This window comes from Citrobacter sp. wls706, from assembly GCF_005281305.1.
GTDB classification, from domain to species: Bacteria; Pseudomonadota; Gammaproteobacteria; order Enterobacterales; family Enterobacteriaceae; genus Citrobacter; species Citrobacter werkmanii.
On the sequence record NZ_SZXG01000032.1, the window covers coordinates 164,988 to 182,963 of the forward strand.

The 17,976-nt window shown below is 50.3% G+C and carries 17 protein-coding genes; 8 read left to right on the plus strand and 9 right to left on the minus strand.

Features of this window, described 5'->3' with window-relative positions; all coding sequences use genetic code 11:
- Positions 1–180 precede the first annotated feature (180 nt).
- Positions 181–2,259 carry a formate hydrogenlyase transcriptional activator FlhA gene (gene flhA, locus FDW92_RS14135; protein ID WP_137400648.1) on the plus strand — a complete coding sequence of 693 codons (2,079 nt, stop codon included), beginning with the start codon at positions 181–183 and terminating at the stop codon, positions 2,257–2,259.
- 94 nt (positions 2,260–2,353) lie between these two features.
- Here the strand turns inward: flhA and FDW92_RS14140 are convergent, their stop codons facing one another.
- From FDW92_RS14140 to dcuC, 3 genes are all read right to left on the minus strand, one after another.
- A complete protein-coding gene (locus FDW92_RS14140) occupies positions 2,354–2,698 on the minus strand; it encodes a nitrous oxide-stimulated promoter family protein (RefSeq protein WP_042311148.1) in 345 nt (114 codons plus the stop codon).
- An 85-nt stretch (positions 2,699–2,783) separates the two neighbouring features.
- On the minus strand, positions 2,784–4,478 hold the full coding sequence (locus FDW92_RS14145) for an NAD-dependent malic enzyme (protein ID WP_042310600.1): 1,695 nt from the start codon (positions 4,476–4,478) through the stop codon (positions 2,784–2,786).
- 51 nt (positions 4,479–4,529) lie between these two features.
- Entirely contained in the window at positions 4,530–5,897 is a 1,368-nt protein-coding gene (gene dcuC, locus FDW92_RS14150; RefSeq protein WP_042310602.1) for a C4-dicarboxylate transporter DcuC, read from the minus strand.
- A gap of 353 nt (positions 5,898–6,250) precedes the next feature.
- Here dcuC and FDW92_RS14155 point away from each other — a divergent pair, with 353 nt between their 5' ends.
- Positions 6,251–7,144, plus strand: a complete 894-nt coding sequence (locus FDW92_RS14155) for a MurR/RpiR family transcriptional regulator (protein ID WP_042310604.1) — start codon at positions 6,251–6,253, stop codon at positions 7,142–7,144.
- Between the two features lie 39 nt (positions 7,145–7,183).
- Here FDW92_RS14155 and FDW92_RS14160 read toward each other — a convergent pair whose 3' ends face one another.
- Positions 7,184–8,554 (minus strand): adenylosuccinate lyase family protein, encoded by a 1,371-nt coding sequence (locus FDW92_RS14160; protein ID WP_137400649.1) that lies wholly within the window; start codon positions 8,552–8,554, stop codon positions 7,184–7,186.
- A 407-nt stretch (positions 8,555–8,961) separates the two neighbouring features.
- On the opposite strand from FDW92_RS14160, the gene FDW92_RS14165 reads away from it, so the two are divergent.
- The 6 genes from FDW92_RS14165 to sitD all read left to right on the plus strand — a co-directional run bounded on the left by FDW92_RS14165 (position 8,962) and on the right by sitD (position 14,406).
- Positions 8,962–10,002: a porin gene (locus FDW92_RS14165; RefSeq protein WP_042310608.1), complete on the plus strand. Its 1,041-nt coding sequence runs from the start codon at positions 8,962–8,964 to the stop codon at positions 10,000–10,002.
- Between the two features lie 10 nt (positions 10,003–10,012).
- A complete protein-coding gene (locus FDW92_RS14170; RefSeq protein WP_042310610.1) occupies positions 10,013–10,786 on the plus strand; it encodes a DUF4886 domain-containing protein in 774 nt (257 codons plus the stop codon).
- 182 nt (positions 10,787–10,968) lie between these two features.
- Entirely contained in the window at positions 10,969–11,886 is a 918-nt protein-coding gene (locus FDW92_RS14175) for a metal ABC transporter substrate-binding protein (RefSeq protein WP_042310613.1), read from the plus strand.
- On the plus strand, positions 11,883–12,698 hold the full coding sequence (gene sitB, locus FDW92_RS14180) for an iron/manganese ABC transporter ATP-binding protein SitB (RefSeq protein WP_042310615.1): 816 nt from the start codon (positions 11,883–11,885) through the stop codon (positions 12,696–12,698). Before FDW92_RS14175 ends, sitB begins: the two co-directional genes overlap by 4 nt.
- A 2-nt stretch (positions 12,699–12,700) precedes the next feature.
- The gene (gene sitC / locus FDW92_RS14185; protein WP_042310617.1) at positions 12,701–13,558 is read left to right on the plus strand and encodes an iron/manganese ABC transporter permease subunit SitC; all 858 of its coding nucleotides are present in this window, start codon (positions 12,701–12,703) and stop codon (positions 13,556–13,558) included.
- A complete protein-coding gene (sitD, locus tag FDW92_RS14190) occupies positions 13,555–14,406 on the plus strand; it encodes an iron/manganese ABC transporter permease subunit SitD (protein WP_042310618.1) in 852 nt (283 codons plus the stop codon). The genes sitC and sitD overlap by 4 nt, the downstream gene beginning before the upstream one ends.
- 94 nt (positions 14,407–14,500) lie before the next feature.
- Here sitD and FDW92_RS14195 read toward each other — a convergent pair whose 3' ends face one another.
- The 5 genes from FDW92_RS14195 to FDW92_RS14215 form a co-directional block, all read right to left on the minus strand.
- A complete protein-coding gene (locus FDW92_RS14195; protein WP_137400650.1) occupies positions 14,501–15,616 on the minus strand; it encodes a M20 family metallopeptidase in 1,116 nt (371 codons plus the stop codon).
- A 12-nt stretch (positions 15,617–15,628) separates the two neighbouring features.
- Complete coding sequence (locus tag FDW92_RS14200; protein ID WP_042310622.1) at positions 15,629–16,093, minus strand: YjiG family protein; 465 nt, start codon at positions 16,091–16,093, stop codon at positions 15,629–15,631.
- The gene (locus FDW92_RS14205) at positions 16,090–16,809 is read right to left on the minus strand and encodes a nucleoside recognition domain-containing protein (RefSeq protein ID WP_042310623.1); all 720 of its coding nucleotides are present in this window, start codon (positions 16,807–16,809) and stop codon (positions 16,090–16,092) included. The genes FDW92_RS14200 and FDW92_RS14205 overlap by 4 nt, the downstream gene beginning before the upstream one ends.
- Positions 16,810–17,099: 290 nt before the next feature.
- Positions 17,100–17,459: a hypothetical protein gene (locus tag FDW92_RS14210; protein ID WP_042310626.1), complete on the minus strand. Its 360-nt coding sequence runs from the start codon at positions 17,457–17,459 to the stop codon at positions 17,100–17,102.
- Positions 17,443–17,967: a chemotaxis protein CheW gene (locus FDW92_RS14215; protein WP_042310629.1), complete on the minus strand. Its 525-nt coding sequence runs from the start codon at positions 17,965–17,967 to the stop codon at positions 17,443–17,445. The genes FDW92_RS14210 and FDW92_RS14215 overlap by 17 nt, the downstream gene beginning before the upstream one ends.
- Positions 17,968–17,976 lie beyond the last annotated feature (9 nt).

Below are 17,976 nucleotides of genomic sequence, written 5' to 3' on the forward strand. Positions count from 1 at the left end.
TTTGCGTCACTATCCGGCATTAACGCTGCATTATCGCCTGATGGCGCTTTGCTTATCAGGCCTACGGATTGCGTGACCAGCGAGTTTGCGGTCAGCCATCCGGCAATAATTTACGACTTATACCTATAATTCATTTACCGTTTTCGCACCGTTTTGCGGTGCTTTCCCTGGAAAAGCAATATGTCGTATACACCGATGAGTGACCTCGGACAGCAAGGACTGTTCGATATTACTCGTACATTATTACAGCAGCCCGATCTTCAGTCTCTCAGCGAGGCGCTTACACAGCTGGCCAAGCGTTCCGGACTGGCCGACTGCGCGGCTATTGTCTTATGGCAGGCACAAACGCAACGTGCGCGTTATTTTGCGACGCGCGAAAATAGTAAACCTATCGATTATGAAGACGAAACGGTGCTGGCGCATGGGCCGGTACGCCGTATTCTGTCGCGCCCCGACGCGCTGCACTGCAACTATCATGAGTTCACGGAAACCTGGCCGCAGCTGGCATCCGGCGGATTATATTCTGAATTTGGTCACTACTGTCTGCTGCCGCTGGCGGCGGATGGGCGCATCTTTGGCGGTTGCGAATTCATTCGCAATGAAGACCGGCCATGGAGCGAAAAAGAGTACAATCGGCTGCAGACCTTCACCCAGATTGTCGGTGTCGTGGCTGAACAAATTCAAAGCAGAGTCAGCAATAACGTCGATTACGATCTGCTGTGCCGTGAGCGTGACAACTTTCGCATTCTGGTCGCCATCACCAATGCGGTGCTTTCCCGACTGGACATAGACGAACTGGTCAGCGAAGTCGCTAAAGAGATCCACCATTATTTCGACATCGATGCTATCAGCATCGTGTTACGCAGCAGTCACAAAAATAAGCTGAGCATCTACTCCACCCACTATCTGGATGAACATCACCCGGCGCATGAACAGAGCGAAGTGGACGAAGCAGGCACGCTCTCTGAGCGGGTCTTCAAAAGCAAAGAGATGCTGCTGATTAACCTGAGCGAACGCGACGCCCTTGCTCCTTATGAACGGATGCTGTTCGAGACCTGGGGCAACCAGCTACAAACTCTGTGCCTGCTGCCGTTAATGTCCGGTAATAACATGCTTGGCGTACTAAAGCTGGCGCAGTGCGAAGAGAAAGTCTTCACCACCGCCAACCTCAAACTGTTGCGCCAGATTGCCGAACGCGTGGCGATTGCCGTGGATAACGCCCTCGCCTACCAGGAAATTCATCGTCTGAAAGAACGTCTGGTCGATGAAAACCTGGCGCTGACCGAGCAGCTCAACAACGTTGACAGCGAGTTCGGCGAAATCATTGGCCGCAGCGAAGCAATGTACAGTGTGCTCAAACAGGTCGAGATGGTGGCGCAAAGCGACAGCACCGTATTGATTCTCGGCGAGACCGGGACAGGCAAAGAGCTGATCGCCAGAGCGATTCATAACCTGAGCGGCCGTAACGCCCGCCGGATGGTAAAAATGAACTGCGCGGCAATGCCTGCCGGATTGCTGGAGAGCGATCTGTTTGGTCATGAGCGCGGCGCGTTTACCGGGGCCAGCACGCAACGTATTGGGCGTTTCGAACTGGCGGACAAAAGCTCGCTGTTCCTTGATGAAGTGGGCGATATGCCGCTTGAGCTTCAGCCGAAGCTATTGCGCGTTTTACAGGAACAGGAGTTTGAGCGTCTGGGCAGCAATAAGCTGATCCAGACCGATGTCCGTTTGATCGCCGCCACCAACCGCGATCTGAAAAAGATGGTCGCCGATCGCGAGTTTCGCAACGATCTTTACTATCGGCTGAACGTCTTCCCGATCCATCTGCCGCCGCTGCGCGAACGCCCGGAAGATATTCCGCTATTGGTAAAAGCTTTCACCTTTAAAATTGCCCGCCGAATGGGGCGCAATATCGACAGTATTCCCGCCGAAGCGCTGCGTACGCTGAGCAGTATGGAATGGCCGGGTAACGTGCGTGAACTGGAAAATGTGGTAGAACGCGCGGTGCTGCTCACAAGGGGCAATGTACTGCAACTGTCTCTGCCGGATGTTGTCGCTTTGACGCCTTCCACGCCGCCAGTGGCGACCGAAGTCGCACAAGATGGCGAAGATGAATACCAGCTGATCATGCGCGTGCTGAAAGAGACTAACGGCGTGGTTGCCGGTCCCAAAGGCGCGGCGCAACGACTGGGGCTGAAGCGCACGACGTTACTGTCACGCATGAAGCGCCTGGGTATTGATAAGGATGCGCTGGTTTAACGGTTCACCCGATGGCGCTTTGCTTATCGGGTCTACCCACAGGTGTATTTGTAGGCCGGATAAGCAAAGCCGCCATCCGGCATAGAATTATTACTTACTTCTTCCGCTGGTACTTCTCGGGCAATTCCGGGACGGGACGTTTGTCATCAATCAGATGACGTACGGTCAGGATCGGATGACGCCAGAGCATTCTTGGCCCAGCCCAACGCATAATCTGCTTCATCTCTTCACGTTTGGCGGGTTGATAACAGTGTACCGGGCACTGTTTGCAGGCCGGTTTTTCCTCACCAAATACGCATTTATCGAGGCGCTTTTGCGCATAGGCAAACAATGCATCGTAATGCCCCGGCTCGTCTACAGCCTGCGGACACTGGCTCTCGTACAGCGAGATCATTCTCTGGATCGTCATTTTTTCTCGTGCAATACGTTTGCCGGACATGGTGCCTCCCCAATTAAGTTGCATAAATAATACACCTTAATAGTGAAGGCAACCATGACCTGCGAACAATTCCCTGAGAGAATAGTTAAATTGCCCTGCGTTTATAAGGACGGTAGTGCGGTAGCCAAAAGTTATCTTTAATGCTTCGCAACAGCGCATCGTCGCTCATTTTTTCCGCCACACCTGACTGCTGCGCCGCCTTGCCGACCTCAAACGCAATGTTGCGAGTCACATCGCATATTGTTCCAATCTCTGGTAACAGCGCGCCTTCACCGTCACGCACCAGCGGAGAAGCTTCCGCCAGCGCACGGCTTGCCGCCATCAACATTGCCTCTGTTATCCGCGTCGCGCCGCTGGCGATAGCCCCCAGACCGATCGCCGGGAAAACATACACGTTATTACACTGTGAAACAGGAATGACACGTCCATACATCTCTACCGGCTCGCATGGGCTACCGGTTGCGATAATGGCCTGTCCCTCGGTCCAGTGAAGAATATCTTCTGGCCGTGCTTCCATTTTTGAGGTGGGATTCGACAATGGCATCACGACAGGACGATCGCAGTATTGGTACATCGTACTGATCACCTCCTGCGAGAACAATCCAGCCTGACCCGAAACTCCCAACATTACCGCGGGTTTGGCATTACGGATCACTTCCAGAAGTGACGGCGCCAGCCCCTCATACTGCCAGTCAGAAATTTCCTCGGGTGACTGCGCCAACGGTTGCTGGAAATCAGCTAAGGCATTATTGCTGGTCATTACCAGACCGTCGCGGTCGACCATAAAAATGGTCCGTCGGGCTTCGGCCTGCCCCATGCCTTCTGACATACGACAAGCAACAATATGCCGGGCGATCCCACATCCCGCAGCCCCCGCCCCAACAATCACGATGGATTGCTGATGAAAGTCCCGGCCGCTGCCACGGCAGGCTGCGAGTATGGTTGCCAGAGCCACCGATGCCGTGCCCTGGATATCATCATTAAAACAGCACAGTTCATCGCGATAACGTTCAAGCAAAGGCACGGCCGTATGCTGGGCGAAATCTTCAAACTGCAGTAGAACATTGGGCCAGCGCCGTTTTACGGCAGCAATAAACATTCCAATAAACGCGAAGTAATCTTCACCGGTTACGCGCGGATGACGCCAGCCGATATAGCGCGGATCGTCCAGCAGTCGCGTATTGTTCGTGCCGACATCCAGTAGAATGGGTAACGTATTGGCCGGATTAACCCCGCCACAAACGGTATAGAGCGAAAGTTTTCCGATAGGAATTCCCATACCGCCAACCCCCTGGTCGCCCAATCCCAGAATACGCTCGCCATCGGTGACGACGATGACCTTGATATCGTGACGTGGAATATCATGCAATATATCGTCAATACGTTCGCGATCGGGCCAGGAAATAAAGACGCCACGCGCACGACGATATATCCAGGAGAATTTTTCACAGGCGGCCCCAACCACTGGGGTATAAACGATTGGCAGCATCTCTGGCAGATACTTTTTCAGCAGGTAATAAAATAACGTTTCGTTGGTATCCTGAATATTACGCAGATAAATATGCCGTGCGTTATGGGATTCTGCTTCGATATACTGTTGATAAGCTCGCTCGGCTTGTTCATCAATATTTTCAATGGCGCATGGCAGTAAACCGCCAAGGTTAAAGTCATGCCTTTCTTGCTGCGTGAAGCTGCTGCCCTTGTTTAATAACGGAGACTCAAGCAGTAACTTTCCCGTAAACGGGACGTATAAAACATCGTTTGTCACGTTGTCATCCATAAATTGCAACCAGATAAAAAATAAGAGCCTGTGTTACCAGGCTCTCGGTATTCAAATCAGGACATAGTTGGCTATCAGCATCGCTGCGATACCTGCCAGCGCAGGAAGCAGGGTTCTTCTGACAATCATAAATGGTGAACATTCACCCGCTTTACTCACCGCAATAATGATGCCAGCCACTGGAGACATCGAGCGCCCCATACCCGCCATCAGCTGCATAGGGAGGATCATATTGACGGCGCTTTCACCAAATTTTGCCGCAATTGAAGGAGCCAGTCCGGAGAAAGAGAAAAAGGCCGCAACGCCGGATCCGGTCAGCACAGCGGTGATCCCGACCAGGGCGGTCATCACAAGCGTCATACTGGTAAAGCCCAGACCGGCGTTTTGTACGGACTGCAACAGATAATCTACAGCACCAATTTTCTGCAGTCCCTGAGCATAAATATCCGCACATACCAGCAAAGAAACGATGCTGGTAAACATACTGCCCATGCCTTTGAAAAAGACCTGTATCCCTTTACAGCAGCTTTTGAAATCACGCGTGGTCGCCAGTTCGAAGAAAAAGGCAACAACTGCGCCAAGAATCATCGCAGTCACCACATCAATTTTGATAGATTTGATCACCAGCGGGCTAAAGACCAACACCAGTACCACCGGCAGAACCGGCAACAGCGCGTAAATAGCAGGAACTTTACGCCCTTCTTCTTCAGCCTCAACCACGCTTTGCGCGCCGGGTACGAAGCCATCTTTTTTGTCGAAATACTTCGCGGTGAAGTAAATCACCACCGCCACAGCCAGCATCACCACTACCGCCACCGGCATCTGATAATGGGCAAAGTAGATAGCACTTTCCATACCGGCATGCTTCGCCGCCAGATTGGCCGTACCTACCGCGGGTCCTAAGTCCATAAACGCGCACAAACCAATCATCGCGGCCGCGGAGGCTTTACTCACCCCAAGGCGAACCAGGACCGGGAAGAATGTCACCAGCAGCAGCATCGCCAAGCCTGCCGCACTTGAAATTGCCACATGCAGAAGCTGCGCACAGATATACCCCAACGCAAGGATTAAGTAAGGCGCTTTAATCACCTGCAGCGGCCGAATACACATATTGACCATCGCATTCGACGCTTTAATATGATCCATATAGCTGGCAAATCCACCCGCAGCCATAATGATAAGACCAATACCTGCAATTTGTGTGGTAAGCGATTCTTTTGCAAAGCTAAAGATATCCAGCCAGGTTGACCCCGTGGATTTTGCTTTATCATACAGAATACTGTTTTCTGGATAAAACAGTACGGTAATAGTCAATAATGCCAGTCCAGCGAGTAATAAAACAGTTTGCGGCTGATAATTTTTCACAATTAACCATGCAGCAATAACTGTTATCACTATTGCTATAATAAACGCCGTCATAATAACAATTCCTATGCCATATAAATCGGGTAGGGTTACCTGTCACATCATCATAACTTATGTAGGATAGTAAAGAATCACCCCTATATATAAGCAGCTATAATATGTACATAAAATTATCGTATTACATACTCAAACATTGAGTTTTAATTGTAATGGGTTGTGTGGTTGTAAAATACGGGAAAGGTGTTTTCCCACCCCTTTTTGTGAGTAAGATCGCAACTCATCTGAATGCGTCCGCCTTCCCAAGAAAAGACTGGATGTGGGTGTCCAACATATTCATTCTATGATTGACGTCGAAAGCGTATTATCCTATAACAACGTTGATATACAACAGCCATCGGGTGTTATCCATGCACAAGAAAAACACATTAAGTCTGGATGAGTATAACTCACTCACTCTTAATATGGGTGATCTAACTGAATCTGAGTGCCGACTTAATGAGTACATTAATAAACACTTTAATGAACTCCCCTATCATGGCATTGTGGATCTTTCACAAAATGCGATGGTAAGCAAAGCGACCATTGGCCGGTTCTTAAATAAAATTGGCTTTACAGGTTATGCAGCTTTCCGCAAAGCATTAGACATTACGTTGTCAAAAAATAAAATTTCTGCGCCTTTTGAGAAAAACACCAAACTACGTAACAGCCCCAGCATTACCACAGAAAGTATCGTTACTGATTTCACATGCAAAGTATCAGAATTATTTAATCAATTTAAAAATAATATCGATATTACAAACCTGAATACTTTTATCGATCTGGTACTGAACAATCAACGTCATATTTATGTTGTCGGCCCTTCATCTTCTCATGCCATGGCGACACATTTTTGTACTCTGCTAAAATACTTTCGTAGCAACATCACACTCTTACCGACAGACATCAGCGAACTTCCTAAATGTCTTATTAATATTGAAGAGGAAGACGTCCTGATTGTCTTCTCCTACTATCGATTCAATCGGGTTGCCCTCAATATTGCAAAGTGGTTCAGAAAAAAGAATGCCGTCGTGGTACTGGTTACCAACTCAGAAGCGAACCCTTACGGTAAATTCTGCGATCTGCAGTTTGTTCTTCCCAGCGACGTACAGTCCATTTTTCAAAGCCGTATACTCGGCTTCTTTTTTATCGAACTCATTTTGCATCTGGCTTATGAGAAAGGCGATAACGAGGGGAATTTTGCCCAACTGGAGGAATTATTCGTCTTTTTTGAAACTTTTTCGGCATCAGCCCACAACACTTAGCGCCGCCAGGAGAGTGCCTCCTCCCGGCAGCATGGCAAATCAGGCAATCTCTACCGTTTTTACGCGTTCGAATTCAGCTATCGTTTCAGCAATTAGCGCATCATTAGCCCCGATATATGATAGCGGCTCGCAGGCGGCGGTAATTTCCGCCACAGACAGTGACGCTCGGATTTCCGGGCTGGCCAGCACAACCTCCATGAAGTTCTGCTCACCAGTTGCATTCTTCAGAAGTTTTTTCAATAAGTTATAGGCTGACTCTCTGCCAATTTTGGCGGCAAGTTTCATCGTCAGCGATTCCGACATAATAAAGTGTTTCGAGCAGTCAAAATTAGCACGCATCTTCTCTTCATTAATGACGAGATGCGAAAGCAGATTTTTTGCACGTGTCAGGCTGGTCGATAAGGCATTCGATGCCTCCGGAAGGATCGTCCAGTTCAGAACCCTCTTAGAAGCGGCTCGCACATCCTGTTGATCCAACATGGACGGCGCGCCGGAAGCATACATCCAGCCCATTCTGGCCAGCGTTTGTATCATGTTACTGGCGCGCGGATTGACTTTGTGCGGCATTGTGCTTGATCCTCCACCGCCTTCGCCTTCAAACACTTCAGCGATCGCCGTGCGCCCCATGGTTTCGACATCGTTAGCCAGTCGACACAGCGTGCCATGGACAAGCGCAAAAAACTGCACAACTTCAACGACCGCATCCTGACTGGCATTATTAATACCGCAGGGCACGTTAAGACCCAGCGCCAGCATCAGTCGTTCACGTGTTTCCATACCCTGCTCGCCCACGGAAGCCAGGTTGCCTACCGCACCACCAAACAGTCCGGTCACCGCGCGTGGATACAACTGCTGGAGTCTTGCCAGGTGGCGGTTAATCTCTGTCAGATAACTGCACACATGGAGCCCCCAGGTTGTCGCAGAGGCATCCACCGAATTGGTGCGCGCAACCATTACCGTGCGGGTGTGTCGTATTGCCATTGCTGCTATAACTTCACCTACATCAAGCAATTGCTCGCGCAGCAATTGCAGCGTTTGCTGCAATCTCATCGCCATACCTGAATCCAGCAGGTCCTGGGTGGTGCATCCCCAATGCAGAAACTGGCCTACCAACGGCGTACCGAAGGCGGAGATCTGATCGATTAGCGGTTTTATTGCCATACCAACCGTTTGTGTTTCCTTTGCCAGAGTAGGCCAGTCTATCTGTATTTCCTGGCAGGCTTGCGCAATTTCAGTTGCCGCCTGCTCGGGGATAATCCCTAACTCACTTTGAATGCGTGCAACAGTGACCTCAAATCGCAGCCAACAACGCAGCAGATTGTCGTCAGACCATATTTCCCGCATCCGCTCGTGGGTGAACAATGATGAATAAAGATCAGAATCAAATACCGTTGTTTGCTTACCGAACATACAGCGCCTCTCCGGCCAATGAATGCGTTATAATCGAAAATGTGATTAATCAATTTTGCGGGATCTGACCTGCAAATTACAGGGGAAAATAGTATTCCCACCCCAAAACCGGCTATGAGAATGCACTATTCCCATTTTCAGTTTTTCCTCCCGTTAGAAATGGGATGTACTTCACAGTAATTCCTGCATTACAGTTTAAACAGTCGCAATATTTCAATAAAAACGTTCATTAAATATAAGAACCATTAATGCAATAGCGCAATCAGATATATTTATGCGTGAATAATCACATTTCATTACGAGAAAAAATGTTTCCCATACCGTTGCCCTTCCTTTTTCACAAACAATTATCCCGCTGTGAACTTTCTTTTTATGGTCAGGAAATTAATGCTGTTTTGAGGGATGACATGAAACTAAAAAATTATTCACTAATATTACTAATGGGTATGAGTTCCTCGGCGTTCGCCTTAAACGTCTATAATAAAGATGGAAATACTCTGGATATCTATGGACGTGTTGAGGGTAAAATTGCGAGTGGTCAGAATTCATTTGCCGGCAGTGAAAGCCGAAGCGATTTGGGTGGACGTGTAGGTATTTATCTCACCCGAGATCTGGATCTGCTGCCAGATACCAAAATCGTGGGTCGCCTGGAATGGCAGGTGCGTACCGAAAAAAATGATAACAATACCGGTGAAAGCGATATGGAAGCCCGCTATTCCTATGTCGGTCTGTCGAATAAAACATGGGGTGAATTGATCACCGGGAGAACCAAAAACCCGTTGTACCAGGTTATGAAAATGACCGATAAATACAAAAACTTTACGCCCAATATCTACAGCTATGGCATTACAACCATTGATGATTCGTACCAGTTCAACCGCCAGGACGGCACCGTACAGTGGAACGCCAAATTTGCTGGTAACGAAATTCAGCTGGCATGGGTCTCCGGTAATGGCAACAGCGATAACGAAGCCCTCGATTATGGCGCGATGGCCAGCTATCGTAAGTCTTTTAAATTTGGCGATTTTAGAATTACACCGGCGATTGCGGCCAGTCGTTATAAGCGACAGGATGGTGTCGTGACCACCGATGGACGTAATCAAAACGATCAAATTATGGGAGGGTTACAACTCAACTATAAAGCCTATGAAGTTGCGATAACCGCGTTACGTACATCTATTTCCCGCGATAACAAAAGTGATAATAATTATAAAGGAATGGACTCACTTATTTCCTACAACTTTGGTACCGTCAAGGTTCTCACTGGATACAGTTTTTTAAATGAAGATGGTAAAGATATCGCTGAAAAAGAAGACTGGCGTGCTGAAGCGCAATTAACATTGGCTGAGGATACGTGGTTATCATTTACTTACGATAAAGAATTCGCCAGTAAGAACAAAAAAACCAATGATGATGCGCTCATCGTTGGACTCCGTTATGATTTCTAAGAGATAACCAATGAAAAAGATAACTTTGCTTACCGCTGCAATGGCCCTTGCACTGAGCAGTGTCTGCGCTCATGCGGATACGTTATTAGCGCCTTCCGCTCATGCCAAAATGGATGGCGAAAATAAAATCGTCGCGCTTTATGGTAACTCATTCACGTTCTATAACAATAATATCAACACCCGATTACGGGATTTGACGCAGTCTTTACTGCCGGACCATGCCAAAGGCTATAAGTATCGGGGGATAACGATTTCCAGCGGTCATTTAGGCTGGCAAATTGAGAATATGCGCTACCAGAACACGCTACAGAAATGGGATGTGGTGGTATTGCAGGGGAACTCCACAGAAACGATCTCAAAGAAAGAAAGTACCCGACAAAACTTCGTTGACTCGGCAACCCAAATGGCCGAAATGGCGCATAAAGCCGGTGCAAAAGTCGTCTATTTCATGACCTGGGCGAAGAAAGCTAAACCCGAAGATAGCCAAAAACTGGCGGATGCTTATATCTCTATTGCGCAAAAAACAGGGGGGTATGTCGCTCCGGTAGGTCTGGCTTTCGAGAAAGCGCGCAAAACCCATCCGGAAATAAACCTGTATTATCATGATGGTGTACACCCTTCGATTTCTGGAACGTATCTCGCAGCCTGCGTATTTTTCGCTACCTTGTATAACCAGTCTCCGGTCGGCGGCGCACTTCCGGTCGATACGGACATGACCCCTGCCACCGCCAAAGCGTTACAACAGGTTGCATGGGAAACCGTCACTGAGTTCCAGAAGTCATAATCATCAGGTTATTCATCACCGACACGCCGGCAATTCTGTCGGCGTGAAATACATTATCCCCCGCCAATTCCTTAGCACCCTACGCAAATAAGAATTATTTTCATTTGCTTATGCCGTGTGCTATATAACATAGCAAAGGCTATATTCGTTGATAAATTAACCACTTTGTTGTGAGGGATACTATGCCGCAGCTGCCCCATCTGAAGTCATTTCTCCTTGCTGGCGCGTTAACGGCGCTGACGTTGTCACCTGCCTGGGCGCAAGAAAAGTTCAAAGTGATAACCACCTTTACGGTGATTGCGGATATGGCAAGTAACGTGGCAGGTGACGCCGCGGACGTCAGTTCCATCACCAAACCTGGGGCAGAAATTCATGAATATCAACCCACGCCGGGCGATATCAAGCGGGCGCAAGGCGCACAGCTTATTCTCTCGAACGGGCTTAACCTCGAGCTGTGGTTTGCCCGTTTCTACCAGCATTTATCCGGCGTGCCGGAGGTAATGGTCTCCAACGGTGTGCAGCCAATGGGTATCAGCGAAGGGCCGTATAATGGCAAACCCAATCCGCACGCCTGGATGTCGGCAGAAAACGCGCTGATCTACGTGGATAATATTCGCGATGCGCTGATGAAATACGATCCGCAGAATGCCGCAACCTATCAGAAAAATGCGCAGAATTATAAAGCCAAAATCCAGCAGACGCTGGCGCCATTACATGCAGAACTGGCGAAGCTCCCTGCCGATAAACGCTGGCTGGTCACCAGTGAAGGCGCGTTTTCTTATCTGGCACGTGATAACGGCCTGAAAGAGTTGTATCTGTGGCCGATCAATGCCGATCAGCAGGGTACCCCCAAACAGGTACGCAAAGTGATCGATGCGATCAGAGCGCATCATATCCCAACGGTATTTAGCGAAAGCACCGTGTCCGATAAACCTGCGCGTCAGGTGGCCCGTGAGTCTGGCGCACATTACGGCGGCGTACTGTATGTCGATTCGCTCAGCGCGGCCGATGGCCCGGTACCGACCTATCTGGATTTACTGCGCGTCACCACACAAACCATTGTTAACGGCATCAACGAAGGTCTGGAGAGCCAACCATGAGTCACTCTGCGATTACCGTAAATCAGGTTACGGTGACGTATCGCAACGGTCACACCGCATTGCGGGACGCCACTTTTCAGGTTCCGGGCGGTTCGATTGCCGCCCTGGTCGGCGTAAACGGTTCAGGAAAATCAACGCTTTTTAAAGCGCTGATGGGGTTTGTTCGCCTGGCGCAGGGGGAAATATCTATTCTGCAACAGCCGGTTAATCAGGCACTGAAACAGAATCTGATTGCCTATGTCCCTCAGTCGGAAGAGGTGGACTGGTCGTTTCCGGTACTGGTGGAAGATGTGGTGATGATGGGTCGCTTTGGCCATATGGGCTGGCTGCGTCGGCCAAAACAGATCGACCACGCCTGTGTTGATGCAGCGCTGGCACGGGTCGATATGCTGGACTATCGCCATCGCCAGATAGGTGAACTGTCCGGCGGGCAGAAAAAACGCGTTTTTCTGGCAAGAGCCATCGCTCAGGATGGACAGGTGATTTTGCTGGATGAACCCTTCACCGGCGTGGATGTGAAAACCGAGGCGCGCATCATCGACCTGCTACGCGAACTGCGCGGTGAGGGGCGGACCATGCTGGTCTCTACCCATAATCTGGGATCCGTTACCGAATTTTGTGATTACACGGTAATGATTAAAGGTACGGTGCTGGCAAGTGGCCCGACCGAAACCACCTTTACGACTGAGAATCTTGAGCAGGCATTCAGCGGCGTTCTGCGCCATGTGGCGCTGAGCGGCGGTGAGCAACATGTGATTACCGATGATGAACGCCCGTTTATTTCGCGACGCGCGGCCAACGAGGGGGAATAATCATGAACTGGCTGACAGAACCGTTTGGTTACCAGTACATGCTCAACGCGATGTGGGTCTCGGCAATGGTCGGCGGCCTGTGTGCGTTTCTCTCCTGCTATCTGATGCTCAAAGGTTGGTCGCTGATTGGCGATGCGCTGTCGCACTCTATCGTTCCGGGCGTTGCCGGCGCTTATATGTTAGGGCTTCCCTTCGCCCTTGGCGCATTTCTTTCCGGTGGACTGGCAGCGGGCAGCATGCTGTTTCTCAATCAGCGTTCGCGCCTGAAGGAAGATGCGATTATCGGACTGATTTTTTCCTCTTTTTTCGGTATCGGGCTGTTTATGGTGTCGCTCAATCCGATGTCGGTCAACATCCAGACCATTATTCTGGGAAACGTGCTGGCGATTGCACCGGAAGATATTCTGCAACTGGCCATCATCGGCGTCATCTCGCTGACTATTCTGTTGCTGAAGTGGAAAGATCTGATGGTGGTTTTTTTTGATGAAAACCATGCGCGCTCCATCGGTCTGAATCCTGGCCGGTTAAAGCTGTTATTTTTTACGCTGCTCTCCGTTTCCACGGTTGCCGCTCTGCAAACCGTCGGCGCATTTCTGGTGATTTGTCTGGTGGTCACACCCGGTGCCACCGCCTGGCTGCTGACCGATCGTTTTCCGCGTCTACTCATTATCGCCGTGGCTATCGGCAGCCTGACCAGCTTTTTTGGCGCCTGGCTGAGCTACTGGCTGGATGGCGCAACCGGCGGAATTATTGTGGTTCTACAAACGCTGCTGTTCCTGCTGGCGTTTGTCTTTGCGCCAAAACACGGTCTGCTGGCGAATCGCCGCCGCGCCCGCCGGGTGAAGAAGGAGTCCGTATGATCTTCACAACACTGCTGGAACCCTTTCAGTTTAGCTTTATGGTCAATGCGCTGGTCATCTCCACCATTGTCGCCATCCCCTGTGCGCTGTTGTCGGTGTTTTTGGTGCTTAAAGGCTGGGCGCTGATGGGCGATGCCATGAGCCACGCGGTTTTTCCCGGCATTGTGCTGGCGTGGATAGCGGGTATCCCACTGGCGATTGGCGCGTTTATCGCCGGGCTGTTTTGTGCGGTGGCAACGGGCTATCTCGACGACAATAGCCGAATTAAGCGTGACACCCTGATGGGGATCGTCTTTTCCGGTATGTTTGGCGCGGGCCTGGTGCTATACGTTTCGATCCAGTCGGAGGTCCATCTCGATCATATTCTGTTCGGCGATATGCTGGGCGTATCGTTTAGCGATATTGTGCAAACCTCGGTTATTACGCTGGGGATTGCGCTTATCATCGGGCTGAAGTGGAAAGATCTTCTACTGCACGCCTTCGATCCGCATCAGGCAAAGGCCAGCGGTCTTAACACGACGCTGCTGCATTATGGTCTGTTGTGTATGATTGCCCTGACGATCGTCGCCACGCTGAAATCGGTAGGCATTATTTTGTCGATTTCCTTGCTAATTGCACCAGGCGCCATTGCGATATTAATGACACGGAAATTTTCCCATGCCTTATTGTTGGCGGTGGTCATGTCGGTCATAACCTCATTTCTGGGCGTGTATCTGTCATTTTTCATCGACAGCGCGCCGGCTCCCACCATCGTCGTATTATTTTCGCTACTGTTTGTGATTACCTTTATTTATTCAACGCTGCGCGATCGCCGTTTAGAGAAACAGCTGCTGCGGCATGATATATAAATAACGCTTAATAGTATGCTCGCTAATATTATGACATCGACAGGCACCCCAGCCATGAATATAGCCTCCCGCGGGAGGCTATATTCTCCGTAAACTACAACATCGTGATAATACGATTTAATAAACGGATCCGCGGTTCAATTGAGGCAATATCAAGCCACTCATCGGCACTGTGAAAACCTGCACCGACAGGCCCCAGCCCGTCCAGTGTTGGAATACCTAACGCCGCCGTCAGGTTGGCATCGCTACCGCCACCCACGGCCTGCCAGGTAACTGAAATTCCCTCTTCTTTCCCGGCCCGTTCAACCAGCGCCATCAGGCGTTGTGTCTCTTCACTCGCCGCCATCGCGGGTTTATGACTTACGCGGGTCAGCGTGGTGGTCACGCCATCAAGAAAACCTTGCTGACACAGCGACTGTAGCGACTTGTGCACGCGCTCATACTCTTCATTTTCCCAAAAACGCACATCCAGTTCCGCGTGTAGCTTTGCCGCCACGACGTTCGCCGCGCTTCCCCCCTGCACCACACCGACGTTTAGCGTGGTTCCGCGGGTCATATCGGTCAATGCGTTAATGGCCAGCACACTGTTGGCAAAAGCGGTAATGGCAGAACGCCCTTTTCCTGGTTCATTCCCGGCATGCGCCGCCACGCCGTCAAACGTCAATTGATAGCCGCCGACCCCTTTTCGCGCTTTCACCAGCGAACCGTCAGCCCGGGCAGCTTCACAGACCAGCACGCAACGCGACCGCTTCGCCAGTTCGCTAATCCACATACTGGAGTGAACGCTGCCGGTCTCTTCATCCGGATTCATCGCCACCGCGATAGATAAACGTTGCAGATGCTCCGCCGGCAGTGTGCGCATCGCCCAGAGGATATTCAGTAAACCGCTTTTCATATCGGAAACGCCCGGCCCGTAAAGACGGTTTTCATCGCGGCTCATTGGACGTTCAGCTACGGTTCCCACCGGGAAAACGGTATCCAGATGACCTACCAGCAGTACATCATACTGCGTCGCCTGGGGCTTATTGGTCACCAGCAAGGCCGGGCCCACCGCACTGCCTAAATCTACCAGCTCCGTTTGCCAGCCTTCTTCCTGCTGCCAGAGTTCACGCACCACCGCGGCAACCTGGGCTACCCCCGCGACCGTTTGTGTTCCACAGTCTACGTTGACCAGCGTTTGCAGTTCATCAATGTATTTTTCCAAATCCATGGTATTTCCTTATCAGAGAATAATGCGCATCAGCAGCATCGCTAAAAAAGCGTTCAAAACGGAGATAACAATCATCAGGGGAATACGTTTAGCGCTGGTGCCAATAACCCCCAGAATGCGTCCCAGGTATTGCACCTGGGAGCCCATCAAATAAATTGCCGGCGCCAGGATAGCCAGGTGTTCACCGGTCAGAATGCCTTTATCAAACAGACCAATCGCAACGCCAATACCTCCGCCCATCGACATCCAGCCGCCAATCAGTACCGCTGCGGCTTCACCTGGCAGACCAAAAAGTCCCATCAGCGGAGCGAATATCATGCCAAGCCCTTTCAGCGCCCCGGTAATCTCCAGCGCTTTGATGATGACAAAGGCCATCACCACGTTTGGCAGTGTGCTGGTGGTGGCGATGTTCCAGCCTTTACGCGCACCTTCGACAAATACATCGGTAATAACAGGATTAGAGGTTGGCGCACTCATGATGCTTCTCCCGGAACAGTTGATTGGGCTTTTTTATTGGTGAAAGTCAGGATCAGGCGCATCATGTTGGCGCCAACAATTTTCATGATGAACATCACGGCCACACACGCGCCAATGGACGCGGGTACCGCCGGGGTACCATCCACTGCCATCAGGGTGAACAGGATTGCGCCGGAAGAGAAAAAGTTAGTGATCATGGCCCCGGCAGAAAACTGGAACATAGCAAAAATGTCCTTTTCGTTTTCTGTAATTTCACCTTCATCGGCCAGGTTACGGGTAAGCGATGCGCCAACGTCCGTACTCTGCAAGCTGCCAATCAACGCCAGACCGGTATTTCCAGGGATCCCCATCAGCGGACGCAATAATGGGGTCAACAGGCGCCGCGCCGCACGCAGCGCGCCGTAGTGTTCCAGCACATTAATCATGCCCAAGGCAAACATTACTGCGGGGATTAATCCCAGCGCGAAAAGAAAGCCATCCATAGCACCATGACCACCGGTACCACGAAATGCGCTGGTTGCGGTCGTCAGGGTATCGCCTTCAAGACTCACTTTACTGACAACCCTGCCAAATGCGCCATTCAGAGTGGTGAAATCAAATACACCGTACCATTCTTTTCCGCCGAGTAATCCAGAGAAAAATACTGCGGCGAATGCCAGAGCAAAATAAGCCCCGGGTCCTACCTTATTATCCTGGGAGGGTAAACTCATATCCATTTCCTTGTTATCGTGGAGAATCACCCGAACATTTTGAATAAACAAAGAATAAATAAAGTGATTTAAATCATTTCCACGACGCGAACCAAATAGAAATATTTAAAAATGTGACGGACCTGCGCTTGCTATTTAATTAAAGTCATCATGCTGACATTTAAATTAATCATTACTTATGTAATGAAGCGTAAATATCACAACAGGAAGGTGAGCGGCATTAAAAAAGATAAACAAAAATATTTACAGCTAAACTATTTCATGCCGCGGTAAAATAGATTTATAACACCATTAGCCTATCGCCAGCTTAACAACGGGCTGAAGGCTTCGCTGCCCACCAACGCACGTAGCGCAGGCAGATGGCAGTTGCGCGCCAGAAGCGGTGGTACGGCAAAAATGGTATCGCCAGGTAAGATGACATTCTCCAGTTGTCCCCACAGATACCAGCCGGTTTCAACGCCGCTATCCGGGACAAACAGATGCAAATGTCTGCCCTGTTGCGGCTCATCGGCAATGCCCAGCCACTGGCTTAAACGCGGGATTTCCGGCGCAACCCGCGTCACCAGCGAACAGCGCCCGACCTGGTTTGCCGGAATATAAAAATTGAGCGTTCCGAGGGTAATACGCACCGCAGCCAGATTAATGGGAGCCGTCATAACCACTGGTCTCCTGATAACGCGCAAAAACCAGATTCAGATCGAGCAGCGTGAACCAGGTTTCCACCACATTAACCACCCCCACTGCGATAGTTTGCAGTGCCGGAGGCAGCGAGTCTCCCGGCAAGTGGATTTGGCTTTCGGCGACTTCCAACACATCAATCAGTTTGTCGATCAGGATCCCGCTTTGCATTTTCTCGGCGCAGCCAATCAGGATAGTGCGTTTACCTGCCGGGTTAACGACAGGTTTATCGATCAGGCTGTCCAGCCTCATCACCGACTCTACACGTCCACGGTAGTTGATGACGCCTTCCAGCATCGGCGCACAGCAGGGAACCCAGGATATAGGACGCTCCGCGAGGATCTCTTTTATCTGCGCCCCATAGAAAGCAAAATTTTTACCCGCCAGTTGAAATAGCACCAGCGTTCGCTGCGGCTCATCCACATTTTCACACTCCGTCTTTTCACCGTGATTTAGGGCGAGAATTTGCTCCAGCTGTTGGCTCATGATTTCTCC